This is a genomic window from Phyllobacterium sp. 21LDTY02-6, from assembly GCF_023554255.2.
GTDB lineage: Bacteria > Pseudomonadota > Alphaproteobacteria > Rhizobiales > Rhizobiaceae > Phyllobacterium.
In genome coordinates, this window is sequence record NZ_JAMJWD020000001.1 from 1,114,492 (window position 1) to 1,128,018 (window position 13,527).

A 13,527-nucleotide genomic window follows, 5' to 3' on the forward strand; every position below is an offset into this window, starting at 1 on the left:
AAGTGCAAGCAATGAGATTGATATAGCTGTTGAAAGCGGTAGCGAGGAGTGCGGTTGTCATGGGCAGAATCATCGTAGCAGGCGCAGGCCATGTCGGATTGCTCGCTGCATTCGCGTTGAAGCGGTCCGGCCATGATGTGCTTGCCATCGGCGCCCTGCCCGGCGCAGCGGACAAGCGGACCACGGCCCTGATGATGCCGGCCATCCGGTTTCTTCAATCCATGGGGCTTTGGGAGACGATCGAGCCGCACGCCGCGCCGATGACTTCCATGCGGATCATCGACGGAACCAGCCGGCTCATCCGGAGCTCTACCGTTACTTTCGATGCAGCGGAGATCGGCGAGCCGGCTTTTGGCTATAATATTCCGAACCAGGCGCTGAGCGAATGCCTGGGCACTGCCCTCGCCGCCTCGGGCGTCGATATCGTCGCCTCGCAGGCAAGCCGCTACGCATTGACCGCGGACGGGGTGGAGATCGAAACCGCCGACGGAAGCGTCCATGCCGGCGAGGTCGTCATTGCAGCGGACGGCCGTTCGTCGCTGGCGAGAGAAGCCGCCGGTATCGCGGTGCGGCAGTGGAGCTATCGCCAGACGGCGGTGGTGTTGAGCTTCCGCCACACCCGCGACCATCACGACATCTCGACCGAATTCCATACGGAACATGGGCCGTTCACGCAGGTGCCGCTGAGCGGGCGGCGGTCCAGCCTCGTCTGGGTGACAACGCCGGAGAACGCCGAGAGGCTGATGACGCTGGAGCCCAAGGACCTGGCGACGAGCGTCGAGGAGCGGATGCAATCGATGCTCGGCGCCGTCACTATCGAAACCGGACCGCAGAGCTGGCCGCTTTCGGGCCTCGTCCCGTCCGCCTTTGCCCGCAACCGCGTCTATCTCGCCGGAGAGGCCGCCCATGTGTTCCCGCCCATCGGTGCGCAGGGGCTCAATCTGGGCATAAGGGATGTCGAAGCGCTGCTGGAAACCTTGCCGCTGGACGGTTCAGACCTTGGCGCGGATGGCCTGATTGCCGCCTATAATCGCGCCCGGCGCCCCGATATTCTGGCGCGCACAGGCGCGGTCGACGCATTGAACCGTTCGCTGCTGTCGGATTTTCTGCCGATGCAGATCGTGCGCAGCGGCGGGCTGGAACTGTTGCGGGCGTTCTCGCCGCTGCGCAGTTTCATCATGCGCGAGGGTCTGCGCCCCGGCAGCGGCTGGCGCGCGGCGGCGAGCCGGCGCACCAAGCCGATCAGCTGAGCACGTAGTCCAGCAGCAGTTTCACGTTCAGCGCCGCGATGATGATGGCGATGACGACGGCGATGGCGGTCAGCCAGCGCGGCGCCACCAGCGCGCCCATCTTGCTGCGGCTTGCCGTGAACATCACCAATGGGAAGACCGCGAAGGAAAGCTGCAGGCTCAGCACCACCTGGGTCAGGATGAGCAGGCGGGCCGTGCCGTCATCGCCATACCAGATCGTCACGGCGGCCGCCGGAACGATCGCTATGGCGCGGGTGATGAGCCTGCGCATCCAGGGCGCAAGTTTCAGATGCAGGAACCCCTCCATGACGATCTGGCCGGCGAGCGTCGCGGTCACGGTGGAATTGATGCCGCAGCAGAGGAGCGCAATGCCGAACAGCGTCGGCGCTATCGACCAGCCGAGTAGCGGGGCCAGCAGCGAATGGGCATCGCCGAGCTCGGCGATCTCGGTCTGGCCTGTCTTGTGGAAGGTTGCCGCCGCAAGGATCAGGATCGAGGCATTGATCAACAGGGCGAACATCAGCGCAACGGTCGAGTCGATCGTCGCAAACTTCAAGGCGTGGCGCTTTTCCTCTGTCGTATGGCCATAGGCGCGGGTCTGGACTATGCCCGAATGCAGATAGAGATTGTGCGGCATGACGGTGGCGCCAAGAATGCCAAGCGCCAGATAGAGCATTTCCGGATTGCGCACGATCTCGGTCGTCGGGGCGAAGCCGAGCACGACGGCGCCCCATTCGGGGTCCGCCAGCATGATCTGGATGCCGAAGCAGATCGCGATGACGCCCAGCAGCGTGATGACCAGCGCTTCCACCCAGCGGAAGCCGAGTTTTTGCAGGTAGAGAATGAGGAAAACGTCGAGCGCGGTAATCAGCACGCCGATTTCCAGCGGTATGCCGAAAATGAGATTGAGGCCGATGGCCGTTCCGATAACCTCGGCGATATCGGTGGCGATGATGGCGATCTCCGCGAGGAGCCACAGGACATAGGCCACCGGACGGGGGAAGGCATCGCGGCAAGCCTGGGCAAGATCCCGCCCCGAACCGATGGCGAGGCGTGCGCAAAGCGCCTGCAGCACGATCGCCATGATGTTCGATACAAGCGCGACGACGAGCAGCGAATAGCCGAATTTCGATCCGCCGGCGAGCGATGTCGCCCAATTGCCGGGGTCCATATAGCCAACGGCCACGAGATAGCCCGGGCCGACAAATGCAGCGGCGCGGCGCCAGCCCGGGCCTGTCTTCCGTACCGCTATGGAGCGGTGGACGTCCGACAGCGACGCCTCACCCCTACCGCGGAGCCAGCCTTCCGGCTGCTCCCCTGTCCGACCCAATTGATCCATGCTGATTATCCGCAACTGCAAATCATTTGCAAATATATACATTCGCGGACGGCCGCCGCAAGTGGGCGCTGATCATCAGCCTATCCAGCCATGCGTCATGGCATAGAGCCAAAGGGTCAATGTCGCGATGGAGATCAGCGTCGTGGCGAGAATGCTGCTCGAAGCCCGCTCGACCCAGACGCCATATTGCTGGGCAATGACGAAGACATTGGTTGCCGTCGGCAGGGCCGCCGTCAGCATGGCGGTGAATATCCACACCTTGGGGAATGTGCCGATCCATGTCAGGACCAGATAGATGAGCAAGGGCTGCAGCAACAGTTTCAGCGGAACGATGACGTAGAGTTCGCGCGGAACGCGCTTCAAGGGACGCAATGCCAGGGTCGCGCCCATTGCGAACAATGCGCAAGGCGCGGCTGCGCGCGCCAGAAGATCGATCAGGCGCTCGAGCGCCAGCGGCGGTTCCGCACCCAGAATGGCGGCGCCGATACCGAAAATCGTCGCAATGATGAAAGGATGGAGGAATATCCGCTTGAGGACGTTGAGTGCGACGAGACCTGCCGGGCGCTGCTCCCTCCCCGACAGGGCCATCAAGGTCGGCGCCATGACGAAATGCAGGATGTTGTCGAAGCAGAAGATCAGCGCGACAGGTACCGCCGCCGGTGCGCCGAATGCGAGAACCGCCAATGCCGGACCCATATAGCCGATATTGCCATAGGCGGCTGCCAGTCCCTGGATCGTGCTTTCGTCAACCCGGCGCGTGCGGGCGAAGCCGATGGCGAACATTGCCGCGAACACCAGAAACGTCGTGCCGGTCGTGCCGACGATGAACGACCATTGGGTAAGTTCCGCTACGGGAGTTTTCGAAAGTATCTGGAAAAACATGGCGGGCAACGCCACATATATGATGAAGGTGTTCATCCAGCCCAGCGCTTCCAGGGGCTGCCGGTTCACTCGCGCCACGAAAAAGCCGAGAAAGATAAGTCCAAAGAACGGTAGTACGAGATTGAAGACGTCAAGCATGATGAACTTTTAGATTTTAGCGCGCGAGAATCGAGAATTCCCGGGTATTACGGAAACACCATCCAAAGCAAACGATATCGATGACACAGATAACACATGCCAAGTTCCAGATCGGCCAGGTCGTAAGCCATCGCATTTTCGACTTTCGGGGCGTGATCTTCGATGTCGACCCGGAATTCAGCAATACCGAGGAATGGTACCAGTCGATACCCGAGAACATCCGGCCGCGGCGGGACCAGCCGTTTTACCATCTCTTCGCCGAAAACGCCGACAGCGAGTATGTCGCCTATGTTTCGGAACAGAACCTCGTGCCCGATACGACCGGGGTGCCGCTGCGGCACCCGCAGGTAGGCGCCTTGTTCGAAAAGGTGAATGATGGCTTCTACCGGGTGAAAACGCCCCATGTGAACTGAGGCCGCCAAGGAAAAGGCGCCCAAGAAAAAGGGCCGAAGAAAAAGGGCGCCCGAGGCGCCCTTAAATCAGGTCAATTTGCGGTCTTGGCCTTTTCCTGTTCGGCCTTCATCTTGTCCTGGAATTCCTTCTGGCGCTTCTGGACTTCTTCCTGAAGCGTCTTCTGGCGCTGTTCAAGCTCGTTCTGCTGCATGCCGGGGCCGTCATAGGCCTGCGTGAACCCGGTCAGCGCGACATTGATCGGATTGGGCTTGTTCTGGAAATTGACGGATGTCAGCGTCAGCTGGTTGCCCTTCTTGAACGAATTCACGAGATCGTCCGAAAGCGCCACTTCGGCGATGCAGCGGTCCGGGAAGCAGATTGCGTATTCGACCTTGACGGTCTTGCCGCCATTGATCTGCAGTCCGACGCCCGGGGTAATGAGACGGCCGGTCGGGACGGAAACCTGGAAGATCTTCCGGTTTACCTTGCCCTTGATCTCAAGCAGGCTCAACGCGGTCAGCAGCTGGCCGCTGTCGGCGGTAACGATGTTCTGCGTGTTGCAGATGTCGTTCTCATCCTGCTTCGTGCAAACCTTGTACCAACCCTGTGGCGCTCTCTGCTGTTGCTGCTGCTGCTGGGCTGATGCTGGTAGCGCTGCGCCGACGAGCAGGGCGATGGCACCCGCCAAAGACGTGGTGGCAGCGATTATCTTTGGGTTGGACATGGTCAACTGGTTCCTTTCAGCGCACTTATCCCAAGTGTGTCACTCTCGATCACTTAATTTGCTCGTCTGGCTTTGATTGCCAAATGCGGCAACAGAGTGACCCTGATTACCGAACGCCGTGTTACACTGCATGTGCCAGCAAATCCAGACCAGTTTTTGAGAGTTTTTCGCGTTTGACGCCGAGTTTCAACATGATCCGCCGCATAATTGTCGCCAAATGATATTCTGTGGTTCGAATCAGGATATGTGCCTGGTCGAGTTCAAGGTTTGATTGATGTTGAAAAATTGCTTGCAGATTGTGACGCTGGTACTGGCGACCTCGCTGGTGCCGTGGAGTCAGGCATCCGCCGAGCCCGCTCATGGCCTTGCCATGCGGGGGGAGCCTGCCCTGCCCGCGAATTTCGAGCATTTCCCCTATGCCAATCCCGATGCCCCGAAGAGCGGCCAGATCACCTATGGCGTCGTCGGCACGTTCGACAGCCTCAATCCCTTTCTGGTGAAGAGCCTTCGCACGACGGCGCGCGGCATCTTCAACGATCTCCAGTTCGGCAATCTCGTCTATGAAACGCTGATGCAGCGCAGCGCGGACGAGCCGTTCACGGTTTACAGCCTCCTCGCGGAAAAGGTCGAGACGAATGACGAGCGAACCTGGGTGGAGTTCACGCTCGATCCGCGCGCCAGGTTTTCCGACGGGATGCCGGTTACGCCGGACGACGTCATTTTCAGCGTGCATCTCCTCGCCGAAAAGGGCCTTCCGCAATATAAGCAGCGCCTCGACCGCATCGAGAAGATCGACAAGGTCGGGGAACGGGGCATCCGCTTTACCTTCAACGAGCAGGCAGACCGCGAACTGCCCCTGATCCTCGCGCTGACGCCCGTCCTGCCCAGGCATGCCGTCGATGCGGAAAACTTCGATGCCTCGCCGCTGAAAGTCCCGGTCGGAACCGGCCCTTATCTCGTATCGCAGGTCCGTCCCGGACAGCGCATCATATACAAGCGCAACCCCGATTACTGGGCCAAGGACATTCCGAGCCGGCGCGGATTCAACAATTTCGACCAGATCACCGTCGAATATTTCCGCAACGAGCAATCGCAGTTCGAAGCCTTCAAGAAGGGCGTGTTCGACATCTTCATGGAAGGCGATCCGAACAAATGGGCGGCCTCCTATAATTTCCCCGCCTTCAAGGAGGGGCGTGTCGTCCAGGAGACGTTCAAGACCAAGGCGCCGTCGAACATGTTCGGGTTCGTATTCAATACGCGCCGCGAAAAATTCGCCGATCGCGATGTCAGGCGGGCGCTTTCCGCCATGTTCGATTTCGAATGGACCAACCGCAATCTTTATGCGGGACGTTATGAACGCCTCGCAAGTTATTGGCAGGGCTCAGAACTTTCTTCTCTTGGGAAACCAGCGGACAGTACCGAACGTGCGCTGCTTGCCGCCTTTCCCGCCGCGGTTGCGCCCGACGTCATGGACGGCACTTACGCGCCGCCGAAAACCGATGGCTCCGGCCGCGACCGAACGGCGATGAAACAGGCCTATGACATCCTGATGGGCAAAGGCTTTGCGATCAGGGACGAGACCATGCTCGATCCGGCGGGCAATCCGCTGACCTTCGAGATACTGACCCGCTCGGTGGCGGAGGAGCGTCTCGGCCTCGCCTACAGGCGCACCCTGTCTCGCCTCGGGATCAACGTTTCCATTCGCACCGTGGATGACGCCCAGTACCAGAAGCGGCTCGAGACTTTCGATTACGACATGATCCTCGGCGCCTATACGGGTTCGCTCTCGCCGGGCTTCGAACAGTTCCGGCGGTGGAGCAGCGAGGCGCGCGATACGGACGGCAGCTTCAACTATGCCGGGGTAGCCGATCCGGCGGTCGATACGCTGATCGGCAAGATGCTCGCCGCGCGCCGGCAGGACGAATTCGTCAGCGCGGTTCGCGCCCTCGATCGGGTGTTGATATCGGGCAATTATTTCATACCTATCTACTATCAGCCTGCGCAATGGGTTGCCCGCTGGACCCATATCAAGCACCCGGACGCAACCGCACTCATAGGCTACCAGTTACCCACCTGGTGGTCGGAAAGGCGCTAGATGGACATGATTGCCAAGAAAATTACGATCGACGTCGTCTCCGACGTGGTGTGCCCGTGGTGTTTCGTCGGCCGCAAGCGCCTCGAACAGGCATTGGCGCTCAATCCCGACCTCGATGCCACCGTGAACTGGCGGCCGTTCCAGCTCGATCCGACCATCCCGGCCAAGGGCAAGGACCGGCAGCGCTACATGCAGGAGAAATTCGGCAGTTCCGACCGGATTTTCGAGATACACCAGCAACTGACCGAACTCGGCGGCGAAGTCGGGATCGAGTTCGACTTCGAGGCCATCCAGGTCAGTCCCAATACGCTTGACGCGCACAGACTCATCCGCTGGGCCGCCCAGGCAACGCCGAACGTTCAGGACGAGCTCGTCGGCATCCTGTTTTCGTACTATTTCGAGCAGGGCAAGGATATTGGCGACCGGCAGATATTGCTCGAAGCCGCCGCCGAAGCGGGGCTGGATGCTGCGATCGTCGAAAGCCTGCTGCCGACCGATGCGGATGTTGTCGGCGTCCGGCAGGAAATCGATATGGCCAGCCAGGTCGGTGTTCGCGGCGTTCCCTGCTTCATCCTCGACCAGAAATACGCGATCATGGGCGCGCAATCGGCGGACGTGCTCGCCGATGCGATCCGCCAGACCGCCGATGGCTATGAACCGCGCCCTGCCTGAGCGCGGCGCGGCGGCATGGCTCAGTCCGTTACGAGCTTGGCAAGCTGGGTCATGATGACCGCGGCGCCGTTCAGGCGTTTTTCGGGCGTCGGCCAGTCGCGCACGAATACGATGCTCTGATCGGGCCGGATCTTCGCCATGGCGCCCTGCTCTCCGATCAGCTTCACCAGCGCGGCGGGATTGTCGAAGGTCTTGTTGCGGAACTGGATCACCGCGCCCTTCGGGCCTGCATCGACCTTCTCGACATTGGCGCGGCGGCACAATGCCTTGATATAGACGATCTTCAACAGGTGCTGCACTTCTTCCGGCAGCGGGCCGAAACGGTCGATCAGTTCCGCGCCGAAGCCATCGATATCCTGAAGATCGTCGAGATCGGCAAGGCGCCGATAGAGGCCGAGGCGCAGCTGCAGATCCGGCACGTAGCTTTCCGGGATCATGACGGCGGTGCCGACGGATATCTGCGGCGACCATTGGTCGGACCCGGTGTCGCCCGTTCCCTTGAGTTCCGCCACCGCTTCTTCCAGCATCTGCTGGTAAAGCTCGAACCCGACTTCCTTGATATGGCCGGATTGCTCCTCGCCGAGCAGATTGCCAGCGCCACGGATATCCATGTCATGGCTCGCCAGCTGGAACCCCGCGCCGAGCGTATCGAGCGATTGCAGCACCTTGAGCCTGCGATCGGCCATCTGGGTCAGGACCTTGTTCGCCGGAAGCGTGAACAGGGCATAGGCGCGCTGTTTCGACCGCCCTACCCGGCCGCGCAGCTGGTAGAGCTGCGACAGGCCGAACATGTCGGCGCGATGGATGATCAGCGTATTGGCGGTCGGGATATCGAGGCCGGATTCGACGATCGTGGTCGAGAGCAGCACATCATATTGGCCGTCATAAAAGGCGTTCATGATGTCGTCGAGCTCACCCGGCGCCATCTGGCCGTGCGCGACCGCCACTTTCAGCTCCGGCACATTCGCATCGAGGAAATCCTTGATCTCGCCAAGATCCGATATGCGCGGGCAGACATAGAAGCTCTGCCCGCCGCGATAGCGTTCGCGCAGCAGCGTCTCACGGATCACGAGCGCATCGAACGGGGAAACGAATGTACGCACGGCCATGCGGTCGACCGGCGGCGTGGTGATCAACGACAGCTCCCGAACGCCGGTCAGCGCAAGCTGCAGCGTGCGTGGTATGGGCGTGGCCGACAGGGTCAGGACATGCACGTCCGACTTCAGCTCCTTGAGCCGTTCCTTGTGCTTGACGCCGAAATGCTGCTCCTCGTCGATGATCAGCAGCCCGAGGTTCTTGAACTTGATGCCCTGCCCCAGCAAGGCATGGGTGCCGACGACGATATCGGCATGGCCTTCCGCCAGCGCCTTCTTGTTTTCGGCAAGCTCCTTGGCCCCCACCAGGCGCGATGCCTGTACGACATTGACCGGCAGCCCCTGGAAACGCGAGGCGAAGGTCTTGAAGTGCTGCCGCGACAGCAATGTCGTCGGCACGACCACCGCGACCTGCACGCCGTTCAGCGCGGCAATGAAAGCCGCCCGCAGCGCCACTTCGGTCTTGCCGAAGCCGACATCGCCGCAAATGAGGCGGTCCATGGGCTTGCCCTGCGAGAGATCGTCGATCACCGCGTCGATTGCCCGATCCTGGTCCTCGGTTTCATCATAGGGGAAACGGGCGGCGAATTCGCCATAAAGCCCCTCTGGCGGCGCCAGCACGGGCGCGCCGCGCATCTGGCGTTCGGCCGCGATGCGGATGAGATGGCCGGCAATGTCGAGCAGCCGCTTCTTCAGCTTGGCCTTGCGCGCCTGCCAGGCGCCGCCACCGAGCTTGTCGAGGACCGCCGTGGAACTCTCCGAGCCGAACCTCGACAATAGTTCGATGTTCTCGACCGGGAGAAACAGCCTGTCGTCGCCGGCATAATGCAATTCCAGGCAGTCATGCGGCGCGCCGGCGGCCGTTATGGTGCGCAGGCCGACGAACCGGCCAATGCCGTGATCGATATGCACGACGATGTCGCCCGCGTTCAGCGCCGCGATCTCGCTGATAAAGTCCTTGTCGCGCTTGCGGCGGCGCGAATGGCGGATAAGCCGGTCGCCAAGTATATCCTGCTCCGCGACCACGACGAGGTCGCCCGCATCGAAACCGGTCTCGAGCGAAAGGATGCTCGCCGTGATCTTGTCGCGCCCGAGTGCCTTGACGGTGCGCAGATTCTCGACGAACTCGATTTTTTCGAGCCCGTGTTCGGCAAGAACCTGAACGAGCCGGTCGCGGCTGCCCTCGCTCCAGGCGGCCAGAAGGACCTTCTTGCCGCCAGCGCGCTCATCGCCGATATATTTGACCACGCTGTCGAAGACGTTGACATCCTTCGCCGATCGCTCCTCGACGAAGCTTCGGCCCTTGCGGACACCGGCGTGAATGGTGGCCCGGCCGGAGACGAATGGCGCATCGAACGGCGTGAAGTCGATGCGCATGCCGGAATCGAGCGCAGCCTTCTCCACCTGCTCTGAAGACAGGTACAGCGCATCGGGTTCGACCGGCTTGTATGGTATCGCATCACCCGGTTCCTTGCCGTCCGACTGGCGGCTGCGGGCTTCGTAATGGTCCAGCACCAGCTTGTGCCGCTCGGCCATCGATTCATGGGCGAGATGATCGAAGATGACCGGCATCCTGCCCGCATAATGGAACACGGTTTCAAGATGGTCGTAGAAGAGCGGCAGCCAATGTTCCATGCCGGCAAAGCGACGGCCTTCCGATATGGAATGATAAAGCGCATCGTCACGCGAGGCAGCGCCGAATTTCTGCACATATTGCGAGCGGAAACGGCTGACCGTCTCGGGCGAAAGCGTGATTTCGCTCATGGGCTGCATGGCGAATTCGGATTTCTGACTTAAAGTCCGCTGCGTTGCCGGATCGAACGCCCGTATGGTTTCGAGCGTATCTCCGAAGAAATCGAGACGCAGCGGTTCTTCCTCCCCCGGTGCGAACAGGTCCAGTATACCGCCCCGCACGGCGTATTCGCCGACCTCGCGTACAGTCGAAACGCGTTCGAATCCATTGTTTTCAAGGCGTTGAACAAGTTCGTTCATGTCAATTCTGTTGCCGGGCTTCGCGCGGAACAATTGTTTCTCAAGCGCATCGCGCGGCGGCAGCTTCTGCAGGACGGCGTTGGCCGTCACCAGGATGACCGCCGGGTGCGTCTGTTCCCGCAGCGCCAGCAGCCCGGTCAGCGCCGCCAGCCGGCGCGCCGATGTGGTCGCACCCGGCGAAACGCGGTCATAGGGCAGGCAATCCCATGCGGGCAATTGCAACACCGGCAGGTCCGGCTGGACAAAGCTCAACACCTGCTCGATGTCGGCGACGCGCTGGCCATCGCGGGCGATGAAGAGCACCGGACCGCCGGCGCCCGCCTCGGCGACGATCTTCGCCAGAGCAAAGGCTTCATAGCCGTCCACGACGCCATCGATGACGACATGGGAGCCGATACCGGAATTCAGTCCGAGCTTGTTGAATGCGTTCATTGTCTTCTAGAACTTCATCTGGCTTCGCGAGGTCACGATCCTGCGGAAGATTGGAGTGTCGAGCCTGGTGGGCACCTCGGCCTCGCCCGTGAACCATTTCAACAGATCGCGGTCGAGTTCATCCATGAGTGTTTCGAGTTGGTCGAGTTCCTCATCGGTCAGGCGATCGATATGCTCATCCGCGAACTGGCCGAGAAGCAAATCCACCTCGCGCATGCCGCGATGCCAGCAGCGAAACAGGATTTTTCGCTGCCTTGGCGACAGATCCGCAGTGGTGCGACTGCTTCCGGACATTTGGGAACTCCATGGGTAGGCTACAAGAGGCGGGTGGCGGTGGGTATAACCTGCCTTGCCGCGTCTGTCAGCCTTGCAACGTATATTGAACGCGCTAAACCTTATTTATGCGTCCATCCCAACTCGACCCACTTTTCGCATCCGTCCGCTCGCTGCCAGGCATCGGCCCCAAGGTCTCCGGTCTGCTTGGCACCTTATTGGGCGCGCAGCCGCCCGGCAGCGATCCGCGCGTGGTGAACCTGCTCTTCCTGCCGCCGCACAGCATCATCGACAGGCGCAACAGGCCTGGTATCGCCTTTGCTCCCGAAGGTGCGATCGTGACGCTCGAAGTGCGTATCGACCGGCACCAGCCGCCGCCGGCGGGGAGAAACAACGTGCCGCACCGCGTCTACGCCCATGACGATACGGGTGAAGTCGGACTGACCTTCTTTCATGCGAAACAGGCATGGCTCGAGAAGATGATGCCTGTCGGCGAGACGGTGATCGTTTCTGGGAAGATGGAGTGGTTCAACGGCCGCCCGACAATGGTTCATCCCGATCACATAACGCCGATCGAGAATGCCGCGTCGTTGCCGCTGATCGAGCCGGTATATCCGCTGACGGCCGGGCTTTCGCCGAAGGTGCTGGTACGCGGCGTGCAGGAGGCGCTGGCAAAGTCGCCCGATCTCGCCGAATGGATAGAACGCCCGCTTCTCGATAAATATGCGCTTCCATCGCACCGGGAAGCCCTGGATATCCTGCACAATCCTCGCGAACCGCAGGATATCGCGCTCGACCGGCCGGCCCGCCAGCGCCTTGCCTATGACGAGTTCCTCGCGGGGCAGCTCGCTCTTGCGCTGGTGCGGATGAAGACACGCAAGCTTTCTGGCAGGCGCCTCGAAGGCAATGGCGACATCAGCTCCAGGATCGTCGCCGCCCTGCCCTATACGCTGACGAACAGCCAGCGGCAGGCGCTTCAGGAGATCATCGCCGATCTGCGCCAGCCCGAACGCATGCTGCGGCTGCTGCAGGGCGATGTCGGCTCGGGAAAGACCGTCGTCGCGCTGCTGGCGATGGCGCATGTGGCGGAAGCCGGCGGACAATCCGCGCTCATGGTTCCAACGGAGGTGCTGGCGCGCCAGCACCACGCCACCATCGCACCGCTGGCAGCAAGGGCCGGATTGAACGTCGCGCTGCTGACGGGACGTGAAAAAGGCAGGGAGCGCGACCAGATCCTTGAGGGGCTGGCCAATGGTTCGATCCATATCATCGTCGGCACCCATGCGTTGTTCCAGGAGAAGGTGAACTACCGCGATCTGGCCTTCGTCATCATCGACGAGCAGCATCGGTTCGGCGTGCACCAGCGCCTTTTGCTCACGTCGAAAGGCGGGGCGCCGGACATGCTGGTCATGACGGCGACGCCCATTCCGCGCACCCTCGTCCTGACGGCATTTGGCGACATGGACGTTTCGAAGCTGACGGAGAAGCCGGCGGGCCGGCGGCCGATCACCACGGCCATCCTGCCCATGGAACGTCTCGGCGAACTGGTGGACCGGATCCGCAAGGCCATCGCCGAGGGGCAGAAGGTCTACTGGATATGCCCGCTGGTCGAGGAATCCGAAGCCGTCGAACTCGTCTCCGCCGAAGAGCGGTTCGAAAGTCTGCGGCCGATATTCGGCGAGCGTGTCGGTCTCGTGCACGGGCGCATGAGCGGACCCGAGAAGGACGCGGCCATGGGCGCGTTCAAGCGAAGCGATACGCGGCTGCTGATCGCAACCACCGTCATCGAGGTGGGCGTCGACGTGCCGGATGCCACGATCATCGTCATCGAACATGCGGAACGTTTCGGCCTTGCACAGTTGCATCAGTTGCGCGGGCGCGTCGGGCGCGGCGACAAGCCATCGACCTGCCTCCTGCTCTACAAGGCGCCGCTCGGCGAGGTCGCCCAGGCGCGGCTCAAGATCATGCGCGAGACGGAAGACGGCTTCCGGATCGCAGAAGAGGACCTGAAACTGCGCGGCGAAGGCGAGTTGCTGGGGACGAGGCAATCGGGAACGCCCGGTTTCCGGCTTGCCAATCTCGAAGCCCACCAGGACTTGCTGGAGATCGCCCGCAAGGACGCGCGCTATATATTGACGCGCGATCCGGAATTGCAGACGACGCGCGGCGAGGCGCTGCGCGTCCTGCTTTATCTCTTCGAGCGCGACGAGGCCATCCGCCTGCTCCGCGCCGGCTAGCGCGAC

At 61.4% G+C, this 13,527-nt stretch carries 10 protein-coding genes; 5 read left to right on the top strand and 5 right to left on the bottom strand.

The genetic code is table 11. The features are described from left to right. Window positions 1-59: 59 nt before the first annotated feature. Complete coding sequence (locus M8997_RS05410) at window positions 60-1,250, top strand: UbiH/UbiF family hydroxylase (RefSeq protein WP_250018735.1); 1,191 nt, start codon at window positions 60-62, stop codon at window positions 1,248-1,250. Here M8997_RS05410 and M8997_RS05415 read toward each other — a convergent pair. Next, a complete protein-coding gene (locus M8997_RS05415; RefSeq protein WP_250018734.1) occupies window positions 1,243-2,589 on the bottom strand; it encodes an Nramp family divalent metal transporter in 1,347 nt (448 codons plus the stop codon). The genes M8997_RS05410 and M8997_RS05415 overlap by 8 nt on opposite strands. Window positions 2,590-2,664: 75 nt before the next feature. Continuing rightward, window positions 2,665-3,609, bottom strand: a complete 945-nt coding sequence (locus tag M8997_RS05420; protein WP_250018733.1) for an AEC family transporter — start codon at window positions 3,607-3,609, stop codon at window positions 2,665-2,667. A 74-nt stretch (window positions 3,610-3,683) separates the two neighbouring features. Here M8997_RS05420 and hspQ point away from each other — a divergent pair, with 74 nt between their 5' ends. Continuing rightward, window positions 3,684-4,022 carry a heat shock protein HspQ gene (gene hspQ / locus M8997_RS05425; RefSeq protein ID WP_250018777.1) on the top strand — a complete coding sequence of 113 codons (339 nt, stop codon included), beginning with the start codon at window positions 3,684-3,686 and terminating at the stop codon, window positions 4,020-4,022. Window positions 4,023-4,093: 71 nt separating this feature from the next. On the opposite strand, the gene M8997_RS05430 is transcribed toward hspQ, so the two are convergent. Further along, window positions 4,094-4,726: an invasion associated locus B family protein gene (locus M8997_RS05430; protein ID WP_250018732.1), complete on the bottom strand. Its 633-nt coding sequence runs from the start codon at window positions 4,724-4,726 to the stop codon at window positions 4,094-4,096. Between the two features lie 370 nt (window positions 4,727-5,096). Between M8997_RS05430 and M8997_RS05435 the strand changes: the two genes are divergently transcribed. Next, complete coding sequence (locus tag M8997_RS05435; protein ID WP_267228620.1) at window positions 5,097-6,821, top strand: extracellular solute-binding protein; 1,725 nt, start codon at window positions 5,097-5,099, stop codon at window positions 6,819-6,821. Window positions 6,822-6,827: 6 nt separating this feature from the next. Continuing rightward, window positions 6,828-7,493, top strand: coding sequence for a DsbA family oxidoreductase (locus tag M8997_RS05440; protein WP_250018776.1), 666 nt, complete (start codon window positions 6,828-6,830; stop codon window positions 7,491-7,493). A 20-nt stretch (window positions 7,494-7,513) separates the two neighbouring features. Here the strand turns inward: M8997_RS05440 and mfd are convergent, their stop codons facing one another. Both mfd and M8997_RS05450 read right to left on the bottom strand, forming a co-directional pair. Further along, entirely contained in the window at window positions 7,514-11,011 is a 3,498-nt protein-coding gene (gene mfd, locus M8997_RS05445) for a transcription-repair coupling factor (RefSeq protein WP_250018730.1), read from the bottom strand. 6 nt (window positions 11,012-11,017) lie between these two features. Further along, window positions 11,018-11,305: a succinate dehydrogenase assembly factor 2 gene (locus M8997_RS05450; protein WP_250018729.1), complete on the bottom strand. Its 288-nt coding sequence runs from the start codon at window positions 11,303-11,305 to the stop codon at window positions 11,018-11,020. Window positions 11,306-11,412: 107 nt separating this feature from the next. Here M8997_RS05450 and recG point away from each other — a divergent pair, with 107 nt between their 5' ends. Beyond that, complete coding sequence (gene recG, locus M8997_RS05455) at window positions 11,413-13,521, top strand: ATP-dependent DNA helicase RecG (protein WP_250018728.1); 2,109 nt, start codon at window positions 11,413-11,415, stop codon at window positions 13,519-13,521. The last annotated feature ends 6 nt before the right edge of the window (window positions 13,522-13,527 follow it).

Excerpts from the sequence above, each read along its gene's own strand:
- M8997_RS05410 (WP_250018735.1), top strand. The coding sequence starts at position 60 with ATGGGCAGAATCATCGTAGCAGGCGCAGGCCATGTCGGATTGCTCGCT.
- M8997_RS05415 (WP_250018734.1), bottom strand. The coding sequence starts at position 2,589 with ATGGATCAATTGGGTCGGACAGGGGAGCAGCCGGAAGGCTGGCTCCGC.
- M8997_RS05420 (WP_250018733.1), bottom strand. The coding sequence starts at position 3,609 with ATGCTTGACGTCTTCAATCTCGTACTACCGTTCTTTGGACTTATCTTT.
- M8997_RS05430 (WP_250018732.1), bottom strand. The coding sequence starts at position 4,726 with ATGTCCAACCCAAAGATAATCGCTGCCACCACGTCTTTGGCGGGTGCC.
- M8997_RS05435 (WP_267228620.1), top strand. The coding sequence starts at position 5,097 with ATGCGGGGGGAGCCTGCCCTGCCCGCGAATTTCGAGCATTTCCCCTAT.
- M8997_RS05440 (WP_250018776.1), top strand. The coding sequence starts at position 6,828 with ATGATTGCCAAGAAAATTACGATCGACGTCGTCTCCGACGTGGTGTGC.
- mfd (WP_250018730.1), bottom strand. The coding sequence starts at position 11,011 with ATGAACGCATTCAACAAGCTCGGACTGAATTCCGGTATCGGCTCCCAT.
- M8997_RS05450 (WP_250018729.1), bottom strand. The coding sequence starts at position 11,305 with ATGTCCGGAAGCAGTCGCACCACTGCGGATCTGTCGCCAAGGCAGCGA.
- recG (WP_250018728.1), top strand. The coding sequence starts at position 11,413 with ATGCGTCCATCCCAACTCGACCCACTTTTCGCATCCGTCCGCTCGCTG.